20 protein-coding genes are annotated in these 18,581 nt (G+C 71.3%); 16 read left to right on the forward strand and 4 right to left on the reverse strand.

Going from position 1 to position 18,581, the window contains the following annotated elements:
• Positions 1–25 precede the first annotated feature (25 nt).
• The 9 genes from ACTMO_RS0100480 to ACTMO_RS0100520 all read left to right on the forward strand — a co-directional run bounded on the left by ACTMO_RS0100480 (position 26) and on the right by ACTMO_RS0100520 (position 9,511).
• On the forward strand, positions 26–1,210 hold the full coding sequence (locus ACTMO_RS0100480) for a GDSL-type esterase/lipase family protein (protein ID WP_026448731.1): 1,185 nt from the start codon (positions 26–28) through the stop codon (positions 1,208–1,210).
• Between the two features lie 26 nt (positions 1,211–1,236).
• Positions 1,237–1,566, forward strand: a complete 330-nt coding sequence (locus ACTMO_RS0100485) for a hypothetical protein (RefSeq protein ID WP_019852687.1) — start codon at positions 1,237–1,239, stop codon at positions 1,564–1,566.
• 105 nt (positions 1,567–1,671) lie between these two features.
• Positions 1,672–3,021 (forward strand): glutamate-1-semialdehyde 2,1-aminomutase, encoded by a 1,350-nt coding sequence (gene hemL, locus ACTMO_RS0100490; protein ID WP_026448732.1) that lies wholly within the window; start codon positions 1,672–1,674, stop codon positions 3,019–3,021.
• Positions 3,018–3,653 (forward strand): histidine phosphatase family protein, encoded by a 636-nt coding sequence (locus ACTMO_RS0100495; RefSeq protein WP_019852689.1) that lies wholly within the window; start codon positions 3,018–3,020, stop codon positions 3,651–3,653. Before hemL ends, ACTMO_RS0100495 begins: the two co-directional genes overlap by 4 nt.
• A gap of 38 nt (positions 3,654–3,691) precedes the next feature.
• Positions 3,692–4,315: a TlpA family protein disulfide reductase gene (locus ACTMO_RS19980; protein WP_019852690.1), complete on the forward strand. Its 624-nt coding sequence runs from the start codon at positions 3,692–3,694 to the stop codon at positions 4,313–4,315.
• A gap of 138 nt (positions 4,316–4,453) precedes the next feature.
• Positions 4,454–5,236: a cytochrome c biogenesis CcdA family protein gene (locus ACTMO_RS0100505; RefSeq protein ID WP_019852691.1), complete on the forward strand. Its 783-nt coding sequence runs from the start codon at positions 4,454–4,456 to the stop codon at positions 5,234–5,236.
• Positions 5,236–6,861 (forward strand): cytochrome c biogenesis protein ResB, encoded by a 1,626-nt coding sequence (resB, locus tag ACTMO_RS0100510; protein ID WP_019852692.1) that lies wholly within the window; start codon positions 5,236–5,238, stop codon positions 6,859–6,861. The genes ACTMO_RS0100505 and resB overlap by 1 nt, the downstream gene beginning before the upstream one ends.
• Positions 6,861–7,880: a c-type cytochrome biogenesis protein CcsB gene (gene ccsB, locus ACTMO_RS0100515; protein WP_019852693.1), complete on the forward strand. Its 1,020-nt coding sequence runs from the start codon at positions 6,861–6,863 to the stop codon at positions 7,878–7,880. The genes resB and ccsB overlap by 1 nt, the downstream gene beginning before the upstream one ends.
• 212 nt (positions 7,881–8,092) lie before the next feature.
• A complete protein-coding gene (locus ACTMO_RS0100520; RefSeq protein ID WP_019852694.1) occupies positions 8,093–9,511 on the forward strand; it encodes a MinD/ParA family ATP-binding protein in 1,419 nt (472 codons plus the stop codon).
• 68 nt (positions 9,512–9,579) lie between these two features.
• Here ACTMO_RS0100520 and ACTMO_RS0100525 read toward each other — a convergent pair whose 3' ends face one another.
• Both ACTMO_RS0100525 and ACTMO_RS0100530 read right to left on the reverse strand, forming a co-directional pair.
• Entirely contained in the window at positions 9,580–9,765 is a 186-nt protein-coding gene (locus ACTMO_RS0100525) for a hypothetical protein (protein WP_019852695.1), read from the reverse strand.
• A 301-nt stretch (positions 9,766–10,066) separates the two neighbouring features.
• Positions 10,067–10,288: a BldC family transcriptional regulator gene (locus ACTMO_RS0100530; protein ID WP_019852696.1), complete on the reverse strand. Its 222-nt coding sequence runs from the start codon at positions 10,286–10,288 to the stop codon at positions 10,067–10,069.
• A gap of 321 nt (positions 10,289–10,609) precedes the next feature.
• Between ACTMO_RS0100530 and ACTMO_RS19985 the strand changes: the two genes are divergently transcribed.
• From ACTMO_RS19985 to ACTMO_RS19990, 6 genes are all read left to right on the forward strand, one after another.
• Positions 10,610–11,014, forward strand: coding sequence for a DUF4229 domain-containing protein (locus tag ACTMO_RS19985; RefSeq protein ID WP_019852697.1), 405 nt, complete (start codon positions 10,610–10,612; stop codon positions 11,012–11,014).
• A gap of 141 nt (positions 11,015–11,155) precedes the next feature.
• The gene (locus ACTMO_RS0100540; protein ID WP_019852698.1) at positions 11,156–11,743 is read left to right on the forward strand and encodes a DUF3558 family protein; all 588 of its coding nucleotides are present in this window, start codon (positions 11,156–11,158) and stop codon (positions 11,741–11,743) included.
• 420 nt (positions 11,744–12,163) lie between these two features.
• Positions 12,164–12,481, forward strand: a complete 318-nt coding sequence (locus ACTMO_RS0100545) for a type VII secretion target (RefSeq protein WP_245555975.1) — start codon at positions 12,164–12,166, stop codon at positions 12,479–12,481.
• 28 nt (positions 12,482–12,509) lie between these two features.
• Entirely contained in the window at positions 12,510–13,484 is a 975-nt protein-coding gene (locus ACTMO_RS0100550; protein ID WP_019852700.1) for a hypothetical protein, read from the forward strand.
• 64 nt (positions 13,485–13,548) lie between these two features.
• Complete coding sequence (locus ACTMO_RS0100555) at positions 13,549–13,941, forward strand: hypothetical protein (protein ID WP_019852701.1); 393 nt, start codon at positions 13,549–13,551, stop codon at positions 13,939–13,941.
• A gap of 43 nt (positions 13,942–13,984) precedes the next feature.
• A complete protein-coding gene (locus tag ACTMO_RS19990; protein WP_019852702.1) occupies positions 13,985–14,476 on the forward strand; it encodes a hypothetical protein in 492 nt (163 codons plus the stop codon).
• A gap of 44 nt (positions 14,477–14,520) precedes the next feature.
• Here ACTMO_RS19990 and ACTMO_RS0100565 read toward each other — a convergent pair whose 3' ends face one another.
• Together ACTMO_RS0100565 and menE are read right to left on the reverse strand one after the other, a co-directional pair.
• Positions 14,521–15,393 carry a 1,4-dihydroxy-2-naphthoate polyprenyltransferase gene (locus tag ACTMO_RS0100565; protein WP_026448733.1) on the reverse strand — a complete coding sequence of 291 codons (873 nt, stop codon included), beginning with the start codon at positions 15,391–15,393 and terminating at the stop codon, positions 14,521–14,523.
• Positions 15,377–16,645 carry an o-succinylbenzoate--CoA ligase gene (gene menE, locus ACTMO_RS0100570; protein ID WP_019852704.1) on the reverse strand — a complete coding sequence of 423 codons (1,269 nt, stop codon included), beginning with the start codon at positions 16,643–16,645 and terminating at the stop codon, positions 15,377–15,379. Before menE ends, ACTMO_RS0100565 begins: the two co-directional genes overlap by 17 nt.
• Before the next feature lie 199 nt (positions 16,646–16,844).
• Between menE and menD the strand changes: the two genes are divergently transcribed.
• Positions 16,845–18,515, forward strand: a complete 1,671-nt coding sequence (gene menD / locus ACTMO_RS0100575; protein WP_019852705.1) for a 2-succinyl-5-enolpyruvyl-6-hydroxy-3-cyclohexene-1-carboxylic-acid synthase — start codon at positions 16,845–16,847, stop codon at positions 18,513–18,515.
• Positions 18,516–18,581 lie beyond the last annotated feature (66 nt).

Below are 18,581 nucleotides of genomic sequence, written 5' to 3' on the forward strand. Positions count from 1 at the left end.
CGACACCGCCGGTTCCTCCGACAGCCTGGACTCGGCGGGCCTGGTCACCCGCCCGCTCACCGAGGAGCTGCTGCGCGGGGCCGTGGAAGTGGAACACACCGAACACGGGCTGCTGCCGCACCGGCTGCCCGCCCGGGCCCGCGCCCAGTGCCCCGACCAGCAGCTGTTGACGATCGAGTCCCAGCCCTCCGGGGTGCGGCTGGTGTTCCGCACCGCGGCCACGCTCGTCGAACTGGACGTGCTGGCCACCAAGAAGACCTACCGGGGGGTTCCGGTCCCGCCGCCGGACGGGGTCCACGAGCTGCTCGTCGACGGTCGGCCCGCCGGGCGGGCCGTGGTGACCGACGGCAACGTCCTGACCGTGGACATGAGCACCGGGCAGACCGAAACCCGCCCCGGCCCGGCCGGGACCGTGCGGTTCTCCGGTCTGCCGCAGCGGACGAAGGACGTGGAGATCTGGCTGCCGCACAACGAGACCACCGAACTCCGCGCCCTGCGCACCGACGCCCCCGTCGAGTCGGTCCCGCGCGGGGACCGTCCGGTGTGGCTGCACCACGGCAGTTCGATCAGCCACGGTTCCAACGCCACGAGCCCCACCGCCACCTGGCCAGCCCTGGCCGCCTCGCTCGGCGGGGTGGAGCTGGTCAACCTGGGACTGGGCGGCAACGCGCTGCTCGACCCGTTCACCGCGCGCGCCCTGCGGGACACTCCTGCGGGGATGATCAGCCTCAAGCTCGGCATCAACCTGGTCAACACCGACCTGATGCGGCTGCGCGCCCTCGCACCGGCGGTGCACGGTTTCCTCGACACGATCCGGGAGGGTCACCCCCGCACCCCGTTGCTGGTGATCTCCCCCCTGCACTGCCCCATCCACGAGGACACCCCCGGGCCCACCGCCCCGGACGCCGAGGCCCTCCGCGCCGGAACCATGCGGTTCCGCGCCACCGGCGACCCCGGCGAACGGGCACAGGGGAAACTGACCCTGGAGGTCATCCGCCGGGAGCTGGAGCGGGTGGTGCGGCAGCGGGCCGGCGAGGACGCGAACCTGCACTACCTCGACGGGCGTGAGCTCTACGGCGCGAACGACGCCGTCGAACACCCCCTGCCCGACGGACTGCACCCGGACACCGCCACGCACCGCCTCATCGGCGAACGCTTCGCCGAGCTGGTCTTCGCCGACGGCGGCGTGTTCGCCGCCGGGCACGGCTGAGCCCGCCGACGTGCGATCCTGAGCGGGTGCGGGATTCCGAGAACGAACCGGAGTCGGTCGGGACGGGTTCAGCCGAGCTGCACCAGCCCTGGCGGCTTGGGGTGTGCGGGGCCGAACTGGTACTCGCCGCCCTGCTGGTGGTCGGGGCGTTGCTGGCCTGGGACCGCTCCGTGGTGACGATCGAACTGCCGGGGGCCTCCGGCGGCACCGTGGTCTCCAGGATGCTGGGCAGCTGGGTCACCCTCGCGGTGGCCGCTGTCACGGCGGCGGGTCTGCTGCTGCTGGACGGTTCCCGGCAGCTGGTGCTCGGCACCCGGCCGAGACGGCGTCGTGCCCGCGCGGGCTCCCGGGGTTAGCTTCTTCACGGAATCCGCCCGCGGCCGCCGAAACCGGCGGCGGACCGCCCGGTTCCCGCCGGGGAGGCCCGGTTCCGGAGTTCCGCCGGGTGGCAGACTGGACCCGTGAGTGCCGATACTTCCGCGACCGCGACGTCGTCCGTGCCCGACCCCGCCCCGCGCTCCCGCGAGCTGTTCGACCGCGCGGAGGCGGTGACCCCCGGTGGGGTCAACTCGCCGGTCCGCGCCTTCCACTCGGTCGGCGGCACCCCGCGTTTCATGGTGCGCGGGCAGGGGGCCTACCTGTGGGACGCCGACGGCAACCGTTTCGTGGACCTGGTGTCCTCCTGGGGGCCGATGATCAACGGCCACGCCCACCCCGATGTGGTGGAGGCCGTGCGCGCCGCCGCCGGGGAGGGGCTGTCCTTCGGCACGCCCGCGACCGGCGAGATCGACCTCGCCCAGGAGATCATCGATCGGGTGGAGCCCGTCGAGCACGTGCGCCTGGTCAACTCGGGCACCGAGGCCACGATGACCTCGATCAGGCTGGCCCGCGCCTTCACCGGGCGCAGCAAGGTGGTCAAGTTCTCCGGCTGCTACCACGGCCACGTCGACTCGCTGCTGGCCGGGGCGGGTTCGGGGGTGGCGACCCTCGGGCTGCCGAGCACGCCCGGTGTGACCGAGTCCCAGGCCGGCGACACCATCGTGGTCGACTACAACGACCTGGAGGCCGTGCGGCGGGTGTTCGACGAGCACGGCCCGGACATCGCCTGCGTCATCACCGAGGCCGCCGCGGGCAACATGGGGGCCGTGGCCCCGGCGGAGGGCTTCAACGCCGCGCTGCGCGAGATCACCCGCTCCGCCGGAGCGCTGCTGATCATGGACGAGGTCATGACCGGCTTCCGGGTCTCCCGCTCCGGCTGGTACGGCATCGACGGGGTGGCCGGGGACCTCTACACCTTCGGCAAGGTCATGTCCGGCGGTCTTCCGGCCGCCGCCTTCGGCGGGCGGGCCGACGTGATGGACCTGCTGGCCCCGCGCGGGCCCGTCTACCAGGCGGGAACCCTGGCCGGTAACCCGGTGGCCGTGGCGGCCGGGCTGGCCAACCTGCGGGCCGCCGACGACGGGGTCTACGCCGCGTTGGACCGGAACGCCACCAGGCTCGGCGAGCTGCTGGGCGAGGCGTTGGACGCGCAGGGAGTGCCCCACCGGGTCTCCTTCGCCGGCAACATGCTCAGCGTCTTCTTCACCGAGGAACCGGTGCGGGACTTCGCGGGGGCGAAGTCCCAGCAGACCTGGCGGTTCCCCCCGTTCTTCCACGAGCTGCTGAGCCGGGGGGTCTACCCCCCGCCGAGCGCCTTCGAGTGCTTCTTCGTCAACGCCGCCATGGACGAGGAGGCCTTCGAGACCATCGCAGAGGCGCTGCCGCACGCGGCGCGGGCCGCCGCGGCGGCGCGGCCGGAGGAGAGCAAGTGAGCGGCAGAACCACCGTCGTGCACTTCGTGCGGCACGGCGAGGTGCACAACCCGGAGGGCATCCTCTACGGGAGGTTGCCCGGCTACCGGCTGTCCGAGGAGGGACGGCGCCAGGCGAAGCTGGTCGCGGGGTTCCTGGCCGACCACGACGTGCGGGTGGTGCACGCCTCACCGATGCGGCGCGCCGCGGAGACCGCCGCCCCGGTGGCCGAGCGGCACGGTCTCGACGTGACCACCGAGGAACGGCTCATCGAGGCGGAGAACCGTTTCGAGGGATGCCGGGTCTCGGTGGGCGACGGCGCGTTGCGTTCGCCCCGGCACTGGCCCAAGTTGTGGAATCCGCTTCGTCCGTCCTGGGGAGAGCCCTACCTGCGCATCGCGCACCGTATGCTGGCCACGGCACACCGTGCCCGGCAGGCCGCCGGTTCGGGGGAGGCCGTGTGCGTCTCGCACCAGCTTCCCATCTGGACGCTGCGCCGGTTCGTCGAGGGTAAGCCCCTCTGGCACGATCCGCGCAGACGCCAGTGCTCCCTGGCCTCGGTGACCAGTCTGGTGTTCCGGGACGAGGAGTTCGAACGGGTGCTCTACGCCGAACCCGCTGGGGAGACGGACGCGAAAGCGAGCGGAGCATGAGGGTGAACCGTTGGTGGGGCCGCTTGGGTGGACGGGGAATGGCGGTGGCCGCCGTGGCCCTGCTCGGGTTGCTGTCCGGGTGCACGGGCGGCGACGGTGACGCGGTCTCCGACGACGGACAGTTCAGCTTCGTCTCCCCGGGAGGCCGCACCAGGCTGTTCTACTCCCCGGACGAGCGCGGCGCGGTCACGGGCCTCGAAGGCGAGGCCCTGAGCGACCGGAACCGGAAGCTGCGGCTGTCCGACTACGAGGGCGAGGTCGTGGTCCTCAACGTGTGGGGCTCGTGGTGTCCCCCGTGCCGGGCCGAGGCCGACGACCTGCAGGCGGTGCAGGACACCCTCGGTGACCAGGGCGTGCAGGTGCTGGGCGTCAACGTGCGGGACAACCGTGACGCGGCCGGGGACTTCGTGCACAACTTCGGGATCACCTATCCGTCGATCTTCGACCCGTCCGGGCGGGTGATGCTGGCCCTGGACGGTTTCCCCCGCAGCACCGTCCCGGCCACCGTGGTGCTGGACCGTCAGCACCGGGTGGCGGCGATCTACCTGACCGAGATCACCGAGAAGGGCCTGCTGCCCAAGGTGCGCGACGTCGCCGCCGAAGGGCGGCAGACCGAACCCGGCGACTCCGGAAGCTCCGAGGGCTCCGACGGGCAGGGCTGAGCACCTCGCCCGGCCGCTCGCCGTGCCCTTGGCCTCGGGCGGGGAAACCACCGGCCTCCGCCCGGTGAACGTGGACTGTGGTGCCGCTCACCAGGGGTGCTGTCCCGGCCGGGGAACGGCTTGCCTACCCTCGGCGGCGTGGATCCGCACGCGCTAGCAGAGTCCGGGCCGTTACTTCTGGCGGCCGGGTTCGCCGCGCTGGCCGGTTTGATCAGTTTCGCCTCCCCCTGCGTGGTGCCGCTGGTGCCGGGTTATCTGGCCTACCTCGCCGGTGTGGTCGGGGCCGAGACCCCGGCGGTCGAGGTCGCCGAGACCGGCAGGGCCCGGAGGGGGCGCTGGCGCGTGGCCGGGGCGGCCGCACTGTTCATCCTCGGGTTCACCGTCGTGTTCCTGCTGGCCAGCCTGCTCGTGCTCGGGCTGTCCCAGACGCTGGCGGTCAACGAGCCGCTGCTGCGCCGTGTCGGCGGGGTCGTCACGGTGATCCTGGGACTGGTCTTCGTCGGTGCCGTCCCCGCCCTGCAACGGGACGTGCGGATCCGTCGTGTTCCACGTGCCGGGCTCTGGGGCGCTCCCCTGCTCGGGGCCGTGTTCGGTCTCGGGTGGACTCCCTGCATCAGCCCCACCCTCGGGGGCGTGATGTCGCTGGCCTACACCACCGAGGCGGTGAACGGCGACGTGCTGCGGGGGGCGTTGCTGGTGCTGGTCTACTGCCTCGGCCTCGGGGTCCCGTTCGTGGTCGTCGCCCTCGGCGCGCGATGGGCGGTCCGCAGCACCGGATGGTTGCGCAGACACGGTCGGCTCATCCAGGTGACCGGCGGGGCACTGCTCATCCTGGTCGGACTGTTGCTGGTCACCGGGCTCTGGGGTGACGTGATCGCCGACCTGCGCGCCCCGATCAACGGATTCGAGTTGCCGATCTGATGAGCACTTCGTTCCTTCGGCGCATCCTGGGTTTCCTGCGCAACACCTGGCGCGGGCTGACCTCCATGCGCACCGCCCTGGTCCTGCTCTTCCTGCTCGCGCTGGCCGCTCTGCCCGGGGCGTTGTTGCCGCAGTGGTCGTTGAACGAGAGCAACGTCCGCGACTTCGCCGACGAGTACCCGAGACTGGCCGGGTTCCTGGACGACATCGGCGCGTTCAACGTCTTCAGCTCGGTGTGGTTCTCGGCGATCTACGTCCTGCTGTTCGTCTCGCTGATCGGATGCCTGCTGCCGCGCAGCACGCAGTACCTGCGCCAGCTGCGGGCCCGCCCGGTGCGCACCCCCAGTAACCTCTCCCGCCTGCCGCACCACGCCGAGGGCACCGTCCCGCTGCCGCCGGACGAGATGCTCGCGGTGACCAGGAGGAAACTGCGGCACTGGCGGAGCGAGGAACGCACCGAGCAGGACGGGACCCGCACGGTCAGCGCCGAACGCGGCTACCTGCGCGAGGCCGGCAACCTGGTGTTCCACTTCGCGCTGGTGGGGCTGCTGGTCACGGTCGCGGGCGGGCAGCTCACCCGCTACGAGGGCCAGGTGGTGGTGCAGGCCGACGGGTCCGGTTTCTGCAACTCGGGGACCTACAACTACGACTCCTTCCGGGCCGGGCCCACCGTGGACGGCACCAGCCTCGGCGAGTTCTGCCTGCGGGTGGACGACTTCGACGTGGACTACCTGCACACCGGCCAGGCGGTGGACTACCACGCCGAGGTGCGCTACCAGTCCGGTGAGGACCTGGACGACGGCACCTGGCGGCAGCACTCCCTGAAGGTGAACAACCCGCTGCGCACCGCCGGGGACCGCGTCTACCTGACCGGCAACGGCTACACCCCGGTGTTCACCGTGACCTTCCCGGACGGCCAGCAGCGCACCAAGCGGACCCAGTGGAAGCCGGTGGACGGCACCACGATGCTGTCCCAGGGCGCCACCAAGTTCGACCGCCCCGACATGCCCGACGAACAGCGCAGACACCGGAACCAGCTGGCGGTCACCGGGTTGTTCGCGCCCACCCCCGAGTTGGACGGCAAGGTGCTGAGCTCGCGTTTTCCCGCGCTGAACGATCCGATGGTGGCTGTGGACGTGCTCAAGGGCAAGCTCGGCTACGCCACCGGGAAGAGCCAGTCGATCTTCTCGGTCAACCAGGAACTGATCGACTCCGGGGACCTGAACCGGGTGGCCCGCGAGAACCTGTCCGTGGGCGAGTCGATCAGTCTGGACGACGGGACCACGGTCAGGTTCGACGGTGTGCAGCGCTGGGTGAACCTGCAGGTCTCGCACAACCCGTTCCAGCCCTACGTGCTGGTGTTCGCCGTGGCCGTGATCATCGGTCTCGGTGCCTCGCTGAGCATCAAGCGACGCAGGATCTGGGTGCGGATCACCCCCGGTGGGAGCGCGGGCTCCGGAGAGGCCGCGAGCACGAGCGCGGTCGAGATCGGCGGGCTGGCCCGCACCGACCAGGCCGGATACGGCGAGGAGTTCACCAGGCTCTCCGGGGAGCTGCTCGCGGGTGGAACCGGTTCCACCTCCTCGGCGGCGGGGGAGGAGAACTCCCGCGGAAGGAGTAGTTGATGCAGGTCAACCAGACACTGTCCACACTGAGTGACATGGCGTTCGCGACCTCGGTGGTCGTCTACGTCCTCGCCATGATGCTCTACTTCGCCGAGTTCGCCTCGGCACGGGCGCGGCACTCCGAGCGGGAGCGCGCCGCCGAGCCGGTCGCGGCACCCGCGGCCTCCCCGCCGGTGTCCGGGACCGCCACGGACGGTTCCGTGGTGGGGCGGTTGGAACCGGAGCCGCGCAAACCCTGGTCCGAACGCTTCGGCGGCATGGCCGTGGCCGTGACGGTCCTGGCCGCCCTGGTGCACGCCTTCTCCCTGGTGACGCGGGGCTTCGCCGTGGGGCGGGTCCCGTGGGGCAACATGTACGAGTTCGGCTCGGCCATCTGCCTGGCCGCGGTGGTGGCGTGGCTGGTGGTGCTCTACCGCCAGTCCCGGCCGCAGCGCAGCACGACCCCCGCGAGCAAGCTGCGCGGGCTGGGCGGGTTCGTGCTGCTGCCGACCACTCTGCTGCTGTTCCTGTCCGGAACCGCGCTGTACGCGCAGGCCTCCCCCTTGCAGCCCGCGTTGCAGTCCTACTGGATCTGGATCCACGTCTCGGCGGCCATCGTCTCCACCGGCGTGTTCATGCTGGCCGGGGTGGCCAGCATCATGTTCCTGGTCCGCCTGCGGCACGAGAACAACCCGTTGAGGGCGGAGGGCATCGGCAGCAGGCTGCCCACGAGCCAGGCGCTGGACCGGATCGCCTACCGGGCGACCGTGCTGATCATGCCGGTGTGGACCTTCGCGATCATGGCCGGAGCCATCTGGGCAGAGGCGGCCTGGGGGCGTTTCTGGGGCTGGGACCCGAAGGAGACCTGCTCCTTCATCGCCTGGATCGTCTACGCGGCCTACCTGCACGCGCGGGCCACCTCGGGTTGGCGCGGCACGCGCGCGGCCTGGATCAACGTCTTCGGGCTGGCGGTGATGATCTTCAACCTGTTCTTCATCAACATCGTCATTTCCGGACTGCACTCCTACGCGGGGCTGTGAGGCGCTGCCGCCGCGCGCTCGGGGTGTTCGCGTCGACGGCGGCACAGTCCGTAAGATCGCGGTTGCCGTACCCGGTCCGCCGCCTCGAATCGTTTCCGCCCGTAGCCGTGTGACCGGACCGTCGGCGGGAACGCCACCCGGGCGGCGGATGCGCCCCACCTCGCGTGGACGGGCCGGGGTGGCTCTCGATTCGTTCTTGGAGGAGGCCAACGGTGACCGGAGGACAGGACGAGCCGGGAGTCCGGCACGATCCGCAGCGGGACCCCACCGGCGCGACACCGGAACCGAGCGCCGAGTCGACCGAGGCCGCCGAGCACGCGGCACCGGACTACGGCACCGCACAGGCCCAGGGATGGCCCGGATCGGCGCGGCCGGTCTCACCGGAGCAGTCCGCGCCCACCCCGACGGGGGAGGCGGCTCCGTGGGGAGGTCACCCCGGAGCCGGGACGTACCCCCCGCAGGCGAACCCGCACTCGGGTCCGTACCCGGTGGCCTCCCCGCCGCAGGGCAACCCTGTGGTCTCGGGTCCGCAGCAGGTTCCGCCCGGAACCTCCGGCCCCTACGGGGTGGGGGGAAACCCGTCGGGCCCGTACCCGGCCCCCGCCGGCCAGCCGCCCTACCCGGCCCCGGGGTATCCGCCTCCGCCGCAGCCCCACCCGGGCCAACAGCCCGTTCCGCCGCAGCAGGACCCCACCGGACAGGACCTCTCCTCCGCCCAGTTGCTGCGCCAGTCCAAACGGCCCCCGCAGTCCGGCTGGCGGCGCGTGCTGTACCTGGCCAGCGGCAAGACCATCAACCCGGGGGAGAGCCCGGCCGACGTGCACCGGCGTGAGCTGATCGGGCGGATCAACCAGCCCCTGCAGGGCTGCTACAAGATCGCGATGCTGAGCCTGAAGGGCGGCGTGGGCAAGACCACCACCACGGCCACGCTCGGATCCACGTTCGCCTCGCTGCGCGGGGACCGGATCATCGCGGTGGACGCGAACCCGGACCGGGGGACGTTGGGGCAGAAGATCCCGGTGGAGACCACGGCCACCGTGCGCCACCTGCTACGGGACGTCCAGCGCATCCGCAAGTACAGCGACGTGCGTTCCTACACCTCGCAGGGGCCGAGCAGGTTGGAGGTGCTGGCCAGCGAGCAGGACCCGGCGGTTTCGGAGGCGTTCAGCGAGTCCGACTATCGGACCACTGTGGATCTGCTGGAGCACTTCTACAACGTGGTGCTCACCGACTGCGGCACCGGCCTGATGCACTCGGCGATGAAGGGCGTACTCGACGTGGCCGACTCGCTGGTGATCGTCTCACCGAGTTCCGTCGACGGCGCGCGCAGTGCTTCGGCCACACTGGACTGGCTGGACGCGCACGGCTACGGCGAGCTGGTGGCCCGCTCGGTCGCCGTGATCAACTCGGTGCGGCCCGGTTCGGGCAAGGTGGACGTGGACAAACTGACGGCTCACTTCGGTGCCCGGTGCCGCTCGGTGTCGCGGATTCCGTTCGACTCCCACCTCGAAGAGGGCGCGGAGGTGGATCTGGACCAGCTCGCCGCGCCGACCAGGCTCGCCCTGCTGGAGCTGGCGGCCACCGTGGCCGATGACTTCCCCTACGCGGCGGGCAGGCAGCACCAGGGCTGAAACGGGGTGCCGACCTGTCCGGCCTCTCGGGCTCACGTGTCGGTTTCCGCGCGGCGCGGCACCGCTGTTCAGCGGTTGTCCTCGCCGGGTTTGCGCTGTTGTTCGGAGATCCTGCGGAGGAACTCGGGGTCGTCGTCGGGAGCCGGACGCTCGGTGCGTTCGGAGTTCCCGCCGAGGGTGTCCGGGCCGAAGCCCTTCCACAGAAGCACGAGCAGCGTCACCGCGCCGATCGCGGCCAGGAAGTAGAGCGTCATGGCCACCTCCGTTCTCTCCCGCTTTCAGGCTAGCCGATTCCGCCCGAAACAGGTATACGTCTGACCGTGTCACACCGGGCGTCGAGTGCGTGCTCGACGGTGTGGCGTTCGCGGCCCGACCCCGCCTTCGCGGGCGGTTCCACGGAACGCGGGGCGTCCGTGGCCCCCGTCCGTAAAGGCGGTTTGGTCCGTTTTGTGCCGGAACTCACGATACCCGCCACGGTGGGCCCGTTTCGAGCGTGGCGGTCGCGGTGGCCGCCGCGCCGGTGCGGTCACATCGAGCCGGATTCCCGGCCGCGGGTCACCGTCCGCGGGTGAGGTCGTCGGAGACGTTCACCTCGCTGGTGAGCTCGGCGAGCATGCTGCGGACCTCGGACTCGCGGAACCTCCGGTGACCACCGGGGGTGCGAATCGACCCGATCCGACCGGCGGTGGCCCACCTGGTCACGGTTTTCGGGTCGACCCGGAACATGGCGGCGACCTCTCCAGGGGTGAGCAGCTGCTCCTGACCGTTCTGCGGCATGTGCTGGGTCGACGCTGTCACTGAGGACCTCCACGGTCGAACTCTCGGTATCCGGGCATTCCGGTCGCATCCTGGCACTGATCGCCCCGGGTACTCGAACCGTTGGCTCCAGGTAAAGGGAAAGTAAGGGACGAAAGGTGCGGTTCGGACGTTGCGGAGGTCGCGGGGGGAACGCGCCGTCTCGGAAGGACCGGCGAGGGCCCCGTCAGCGACGGTACGTCCTCCACCCGGGTGCGGGATGTCACTCCCGCGCGTGGCGGAGGTGCGGGCTGTGCCGAGCGGGCGTTCCCGCGTTCACCCGTGTCCTCTACCCTGGCTGAAGTGCAGCAACAGCAACAGGACGGCCCCGGCCCCGAGTCGGGTGGGCCGAGCTCCGGGGCGGAACGGCCCACGCCCGGCCTGGCCTGGGACATCGCCGCCTACACCGTGGCCCGCTTCGGCCTGCTCGCCGTGCTGGCGGGGGTGCTCGTGTTCTTCCGCGTCCCGCTGCTCGTGGCGCTGGCCGTGGCCGTGGTGGTGGCCATGCCGCTGTCCCTGGTGGTTTTCTCCGGGCTGCGCCGCCGGGTCGCCGAGGGGCTGGCCGAGCGCGCGCGGATACGCCAGCAGCGCAAGCAGCGACTGCGGGCCCAGCTGCGCGGCACGGCCGACCCGTCCCCGGAGGATCCCGAGGACGGGGACCTCGATCCGGAGGAGCTGGACCAGCGGGAGCAGGACCACGGCCGGTGAGGCGGCGTGACCCCGTGCCCCTGGGGCTCTCGGCCTCGTCGGCGGGGGCGCGCGGCGGCGGGCGCGGGCTCAGGCATGCTGAGGGCCGTGTCTGGTGAGTCGAGTTCTCGGGTCCGGCGGGTTCGCACGAGGGTCGGGTGTGTGTCGCTGTGCGTCGGAACCCTGCTGCTGGCGGGGTGCGGCGGTGGTGGAGACACCCCCACGGAGGAAACCGGGACGTCGAGCGTGTCCTCCTCGGTGGAACCGAGTCCGTCCAGCATGCGGGAGGTTCCGAAGGAGGAGCGCGAGCGGCTGGGGAGGTTGTCCGCGGGCGAGCTGTGCGAGCTGGTCGAGCGCGTCGAGCCGGAGGGACTCGACTTCCCGGTGCGTGAGGGAAACCCCGAGCGGCTGAGTTCGGACACCCAGGTGCGGGGATGTCGCTTCTCGGACGAGGAGGGGGAGCGTTCCCTGCTGGTCGCCTCCCAGCCGGAGGGGCTGCACGACGTCGGCCGCGGCGAGGTGACCGAGCTGCCGGTGGAGTCCTCCTCCAGCAGGCACGCCGACGACTGCGCCGTGTACTCGGCGGTGACCGGGGCGACCCTGCAGGTCACCGTGGTCGATCCCGAGGCGGGGGCCGAGCAGTGCGACACGGCGGTGGAGATCTCCCGCGAGGTGCTGCGTCCCTTGGTCTACCAGCCCGGTAAACCCTCGGACAGCCAGGAGCCCGAGCGGTCGGCCACGGGGGGATGACCGAACTCGACGGAGAACTTCCGCGCCGGATCCTCCACCGTGGCCTGTCGGGTTCGGGTCCATCCCCGCATGTGCGGACGTGGGCCGATTTCGCCTAAAACCGGCCCCCCGGGCCGTCGCCGCGCGTACGGGGTGTGCACGTAGTTCCCCGCGGCGTCGCAGTCGCGTTATTCACCTGTGCTCTCCCGTGGGAAGCACGCGCATCCTGGCCAACCGTCTCCTGAGGGGCGCCCATTTTCGGCAAAATCGCCCCGGGCTCGGGCGGGCCTCGTCCAGGCCCCGTCGGGGTTACCACACCGGCCGGAGATCACGAAACGGAAACGTTTCACCCTGATCCGCCCTCCGTGCTTGCGGCGGCTTGCTAGGGAAGTCCCGCGAACACCATGGACTGCTACGAACGGGGGAACGATGTCCGGGTCCGTGCGCGTCACACCCGCAGACCTACAGGGATACGGGCAACTGCTGGACCGCAACGCCGAGTACTTCGACAGGATCGAGAACTTCTCCCACCAGACGGCCTCGGACACCAGCGGTTTCACCGGTGTCATGGCGGCTCTGAGACCCGCCGTGGAAGGAGTGACCGCGCTGTACGCCGAAACCCTGAAGCTGGCCCGCTCCCGACTCAAACAGGTGCGCGAGGAACTGGACACCACCGCCGAGGAGTACACCGAACGGGAACGGCAGATCGAACGACTGCTCACCAAAATCGAGTCCGAACTCGACACCATGCGGGCGTGACGGATCGCGCGAGGAGGGGGACAACGAGATGGCTTTCGAGGACGCTGACGATCCGCTGGGCAAGCTCGACGTCGAGATCAAGGACGATCCGGGCGGGCTCAAAGCGGCCGTCGAGGGGGCGAGCTGGCAGGTCCAGGGAGTCAACTGGATCTATGAGCAGGTCACCGGGCAGAACCTGGTGGAGTCGCTGATATCGCCGATCACCGGCGACTTCGCCAAGATCAGCCAGAACGCCGAGGCTTGGAACGCGGTCGGCGAGTCCCTGCGTTCGATCCGAAGGAACATCAACCACGGCTCCACCGATCTCCAGCAGAGCTGGCAGGGGGAGGCCGCCGCGGCCTTCGAGGCCATGATGGTCGGCACCTGGACCGTGGCGTTGGAGGCCGACGCGGCGCTGGCCGACGTGGTGTCCATGGCCTTCGGCAAGGCCGCCGACGCCTCGCAGCGGCTCTGCTCCAAGATCCTCGAACTGCTGACCAAGCTGGTCAACAGGCTCATCCAGGCGGCCTGCACCGCCTGGATCCCGGTCGGGGGCTGGGCGAACGCGGTGCGTCTGGTCATCCAGTGCATCGACCTCGTGTTCATGATCCTGGACATGATCGAGGCGTTCAAGCAGATGTACGAGGGGGTGGTCCAGGTCGTCGAGGGAGTCAAGTCCACCGGAACCTCGCTGGCGAGTATCAAGGAGATCGTCAGCGGCGGCGGCCCGCGCGGCACCGGCGACGCCGTCAATGCGCTGCTGGACGAGACGAGCGAGCTGCGCAGCTCCGTGTCCGGGGTGACCGACGGGGTGACCCAGGTGCGGGAGGGGGCAACCCAGGTCCGCGAGGGAGGCAGCCAGGCGCGCCAGGACGCCGCACAGGTGCGTTCCGAGGCGGCCCGGACCTACTCCGAGATACGCGGCACCGGCGACGGTCCGCCGGCGGAGGCCACGGGGGAGTCCGGTTCCGCCCCGGAGAACGGAACATCCGGATACCGCACCGCGATGTCGGGCAACCTGTGACACGCACCTTCCCGGGAGAGCGGGATCCGGATCAGTGTGCGGCAGTGTCATCCGGGAGGAAAGCATGAGCCAGGACTGGAAGAGCCAGCAGATCCAGGAGGCGGAGGCGGCCCTGGAGCGGGCACTGGCCAACGTCGAACAGGTGCTCGCCCGCGCGGACGAGATGAACCGGGAGCTTCCCGAGGCCCAGCTCTCGCAGGAGCAGATCGAGCGGATCGAGCAGCGGGTCCGCGAGGGACAGGCCCCGGAGGCGGTCGTCGAGCTGCAACGGCGGATCGACGAGGGGGAGCTGAGCTGGCAGGACGTGCTGGAGGGGCGCGCCTCGCACGACGAGACGGTGCGGGCCGCCTTCGCCGCCGGGGTGCCCACCATGCGCCAGGCCAAGGAAATGATCGACGAGGGCCACGAGATCGACGAGATCATCGCCCACGACCCGAACCGCCCCCCGACGGAATGAGTCGCCCGGATTCACCACGCGGGGCCGGTGAGAGAGGACGGACGTGTTACGGAAACTGGTGATCGGCCTCGGGCTCGGCTGGATCGTGCTCGTGCTCGCGGTCTACTCCACGTTCTACCTGATCGGTGCGTTCGGCTACACCAAGCTGTACATGGAGGAGGTCTCCCCGGAGCGGGTGACCGAACAGTACCGGTGGGACGGTGACGAGCGGATCGCGATCGAGAACGTCGGGCTGCGCAAGGGGAGGGGAGTGCTGTGCTTCGCCACCCCGGACGGGGGAGAGGAGGAACAGATCTCCGGCCCCCGCAAGCGGGACGACCCGCCGCGCTACTACGAGCCCTGGTTCACGGGGAAGGCAACCGTGACCTGCAATGACCAGGTGGTCATCCGCAGTGGAACCTCGTTGTGGATGTACCAGCTGACGCGTTCGCGGCTGGGGATGCTCGGTTTCGCGGTGGTGGCCGCGTTGCCGCTGGCGACCGCGATCGTCGTCACGGCCTTCAGGTCGGGGGCGGTGGGGCTGCACCGGCGTTGACCCCCGTCGGGGCGCGGCGGACACACGAACCGCCGCGCCCCGGATCAGGCCAGGGTGAAACCCACCGCGGTGGCCACGGCCCACACCAGCATGGCCAGTCCGGTGTCCCGCAGCACGGGCAGCAGCCGCAGTCCGGTGCCGCCGCCGAGGACCGTCCGCAGTGGCGCGATCAGCAGCGGCAGCGCCAGGAAACCCAGCAGCGCGGGGGTGATCCGCAGCGCGGTGAGCGTGCTGATCAGCAACGGCACGAGCACCAGCAGCACGTACAGCGTCCTGGTGTCGCGGTCGCCCAGCAGCACGGCCAGGGTCCGCTTGCCGCTGGCAGTGTCGGTGGGGATGTCGCGCAGGTTGTTGGCCACCAGCACCGCGCTGGAGAACGACCCCATGGCCACGGCGGCCCCCACACCCGAGCCGTTGACGGTGTCGGCCTGCACGTACATCGTGCCCAGCACGGCGGCGGGGCCGAAGAAGCAGAAGACGGCCAGTTCCCCGAAGCCCGCGTAGCCGTAGGGGTGCTTGCCTCCGGTGTAGAACCAGGCACCCGCGATGCTGGCCGCGCCGAGCAGCAGCAGCCACCAGTGCCCGCTCAGGTACAGCACCGCCAGCCCGGCCACGGCGGCGAGGGCGAAGCACCCCAGGGCGGCGGCCAGCACACTGCGCGGCCGGGCCGCACCGGATCCGACGAGCCGTTGGGGGCCGGTTCGTTCCTCGTCGGTGCCCCGGATGCCGTCGGAGTAGTCGTTGGCGAAGTTGACTCCCGTGATCAGCAGCAGTGCGACCAGCAGGGACAGCACCGCCAGCGGGAGGTCGAAGCCGGAGGTGCCGAGCGCGGCGCCGGTGCCCGCGACGACGGGGGCGATCGCGTTCGGCCAGGTGCGGAGACGGGCACCTTCCACCCATTCAGCGACTGAGGCCATGGGGCTCATCCTCGCTCATGGGGGTCTCCGGGCCGGTGGGCAGCCCCCGCAGCTCGGCGGTGGAGCCGGTGAACAGCTCCAGCAGCCTCCTGCGGTCGGGTTTGCCCGGACCGCGCAGCGGCAGCTCGTCCACCACCCCGAAGCGCTTGGGCACGCAGGCGCCGCCGAGTCGCGTGCGCACCAGCTCGCGCAGCTGGGACTCGGTGGGGGGTGGCGTGTCGGTGACCAGGGCCGCCGTCACCGCCTGTCCCCACTCCGCGTCCGGCACGCCCAGCACGCAGGCCTCCCGCACACCGGGGTGGGCGGTCAACGCGCGCTCGACCGCCACCGGGGCCACGTTCACCCCGCCGGTGACGATCACGTCGTCGTTGCGGCCCAGCACGTCGAGCCGGCCGTTTCGCCACTGCCCCAGGTCGCCGGTGTGGAACCAGCCGTCGCGGAAGGCCTTTGTTCCGGGCTCCGCCCGATAGCCCCGGGCGAGGGTGGGCCCGGAGAGGCTGATGCCTCCCGGCTCGGGTGCCGCGACGTGCACCCGCACCCCGGACAGGGGAGTCCCGTCGTAGACGCAGCCGCCGGCGGTTTCGCTCATCCCGTAGGTGGTGACCACGCCCACGCCCTGGGCGCGGGCGCGTTCGAGCAGAGCCGGGTCGGTGGCCGCCCCGCCCACCAGCACCGCGTCGAAGGCCCGCAGCGCCCGCGCCCCGCGCGGGTCGGCCTCGGGGGCCAGCAGCCTGCCGAGCTGGGTGGGCACCAGCGCCGTGTAGTGCCTGCCCGGGGCGGCCAGCACCTCCTCGGCCACGGCGGCGAACGCGGTGGCGTGGAACCCCTCGGAGGTGTCCACCGCCCGGACGGGCAGCTCGGCGAGCAGGGAACGCACCAGCACCTGGATACCGGCTATGTGGTGGGCGGGCATGGCCAGCAGCCAGTTGCCGGGCCCGCCGAGGTGGTGGTGGGTGGACCTCGCCGAGGCCCGCAGCGCCGAGGAGGACAGCAGCACCCCTTTGGGGGAGCCGGTGGATCCCGAGGTGGGCATCACCAGGGCCGTGGGGTCCTCGGGGGAGTCCTCGTCGGTTCCCAGCGGTTCCTCAGCGCCCAGTGCCCGTGCCGTCTCGGAGGAGGTCGTTTCCCCCTCCGGAAGCGGCAGCAGGGGAGGTCCGGTGCCGTCCAGGGCGCGCCGCAGGTCCGGCAGGATCTCCGGGGCGCGGGCGCCCGAGGGGACCGGCAGGGGGCGGAGCCGTCGTGCACTGGTCATGGCCGCCATTGTCCGCCCGCGACCCGCCCGGTCGGTCCGTGCCCGGACGGGATGTGGGCTCCGTCGCCGTCCGGGTGCCCGACGCGGGGCGGCGACAGTTCCCCGGGTCACTCGGCGTGGCGGTGGGCGGTCCGGTGCGGCGCGGCTGGGCTAGGGTGCCCGGTGAGGTGCTCTTTCGCCGCGAAGCTGGAGTGGTCGTGTGAATCCCTCGACGGCGCAGGCCGAGGTGTTGGTCGACGAGCTGGTGCGCAACGGTGTGCGTCACGTGGTGCTGTCCCCCGGTTCCCGGAACGCGGCGCTGGCCTTCGCGGTGTGGCGCGCGGCCGAGGCCGGGCGGGTCGAGCTGCACGTGCGGATCGACGAGCGCAGCGCCGGTTTCCTCGCCCTGGGCCTGTCCTCGGCTGGGGGCGCTCCGGTGGCGGTGGTGTGCACCTCGGGCACGGCCGCGACGAACCTGCATCCGGCGGTGGTCGAGGCCCGCCACGCGGGGGTCGCCCTGGTGGTGCTGACCGCCGACCGTCCCCCGGAGCTGCGCGCGGCCGGGGCCAACCAGTCGATCGACCAGCACCGGCTCTACGGCTCGGCGGTGCGCTGGTTCGACGAGCTGGCCGTCGCCGACGACAGGCCGGGCAACAACGCCTACTGGCGCGGCCAGGTGTGCCGGGCGGTGCACACCGCCGCCGGGTGGGGTCGTTGTGCCGCGCCGGTGCAGCTCAACGTGCCGTTCCGGGAGCCGCTGGTTCCACGGGGGGACACCGACTGGTGCGAGTCCCTGGAGGGGCGCGCCGGGGGTGGCCCGTGGACCTCCTTCGGCCGGGCGCACTCCACGGGCGGCGTCGCCGAAGCGTGGTCCCCGCGCGGGCTGGTGCTGCTGGCCGACCACGACATGGCCGGCCTCGCCGCCGAGTGGGCCGCCGAGCTCGGTTGGCCGCTGCTGTCCGAGACCGGGGGCGTCGGAGTGGAGAACGCGCTGCCCACCGGGATGTGGCTGTTGGACGTGCCGTGGTTCCCGGGCGGGCACCGCCCGGAGCAGGTGGTGTGTGTGGGACGTCCGACGGTGTTCCGGCAGGTGCAGCGCCTGTTGTCCGAGCAGGGGGTGGAGGTGCTGCTGGTGCATCCCGATCCGGACCACTGGCCCTCCCCCGCCCACCACGTCTCGGTGGTGGCCGAGTGGTTGGACACCACCGGGGTCGTCGTCGAGCCGGAATGGCTGGAGTCCTGGCGAGCCGCCGACCACAAGGCGCGCACGGAGCTGTCCGCCGCCCTGGAGCGGGAGGAGGTCGCCAGCGGGCCGGTGGTGGCCGGACGGTTGTTGGAGGACCTTCCGTCGGGGGCCTCGCTGGTGCTGGGCTCGTCCAACCCGGCCCGGGACGTGGCGCTGTCCGGGGTGGACCGTCCCGACCTCCGGGTGCACCGCAACCGGGGGGTGGCCGGTATCGACGGACTGGTCTCCACCGCCCTCGGGGTGACGCTGGAACACGGCGGTCCGGGCTACGCGCTGTTGGGCGATCTCACCTTCCTGCACGACTCCAACGGGCTGCTGCTGGGACCGCACGAGCGGCGCCCGGATTTGACGCTGGTGGTGTACAACGACGACGGCGGTGGGATCTTCTCGCTGTTGGAGCAGGGCAGCCCCGAGTACGGGGACACGTTCGAGCGGGTTTTCGGCACCCCGCACGGCACGGATCTGGCGGCGTTGTGCGCCGCGCACGGTGTTCCGCACGAGCGGGTGAGTACCCGGGAGGAGCTGTCCGCGGCCGTGGCCCCAGCCTCCGGGTTGCGGGTGGTGGAGGTGCGCGCGCCACGTGTGGGGCTGCGCGGGGCGCACCAGCGGCTGTCCCGGGCGGTGGCGGGCGCTCTGGCCGGGTGAACCCGTCCGGATGATTTTTTCCGTGCTTTTCGGACAGTCGGGTTCTTTTCGGGCCGTTTTCCCTGT

It is taken from the genome of Actinopolyspora mortivallis DSM 44261, from assembly GCF_000384035.1.
Taxonomy (GTDB): Bacteria; Actinomycetota; Actinomycetes; order Mycobacteriales; family Pseudonocardiaceae; genus Actinopolyspora; species Actinopolyspora mortivallis.

What these genes read in the sequence shown, in the direction of transcription:
- ACTMO_RS19980 (WP_019852690.1), top strand. Translation starts at nt 3,692, where the DNA reads ATGGCGGTGGCCGCCGTGGCCCTGCTCGGGTTGCTGTCCGGGTGCACG.
- resB (WP_019852692.1), top strand. Translation starts at nt 5,236, where the DNA reads ATGAGCACTTCGTTCCTTCGGCGCATCCTGGGTTTCCTGCGCAACACC.
- ccsB (WP_019852693.1), top strand. Translation starts at nt 6,861, where the DNA reads ATGCAGGTCAACCAGACACTGTCCACACTGAGTGACATGGCGTTCGCG.
- ACTMO_RS0100525 (WP_019852695.1), bottom strand. Translation starts at nt 9,765, where the DNA reads ATGACGCTCTACTTCCTGGCCGCGATCGGCGCGGTGACGCTGCTCGTG.
- ACTMO_RS0100530 (WP_019852696.1), bottom strand. Translation starts at nt 10,288, where the DNA reads ATGCCGCAGAACGGTCAGGAGCAGCTGCTCACCCCTGGAGAGGTCGCC.
- ACTMO_RS0100550 (WP_019852700.1), top strand. Translation starts at nt 12,510, where the DNA reads ATGGCTTTCGAGGACGCTGACGATCCGCTGGGCAAGCTCGACGTCGAG.
- ACTMO_RS0100555 (WP_019852701.1), top strand. Translation starts at nt 13,549, where the DNA reads ATGAGCCAGGACTGGAAGAGCCAGCAGATCCAGGAGGCGGAGGCGGCC.
- ACTMO_RS0100565 (WP_026448733.1), bottom strand. Translation starts at nt 15,393, where the DNA reads ATGGCCTCAGTCGCTGAATGGGTGGAAGGTGCCCGTCTCCGCACCTGG.
- menE (WP_019852704.1), bottom strand. Translation starts at nt 16,645, where the DNA reads ATGACCAGTGCACGACGGCTCCGCCCCCTGCCGGTCCCCTCGGGCGCC.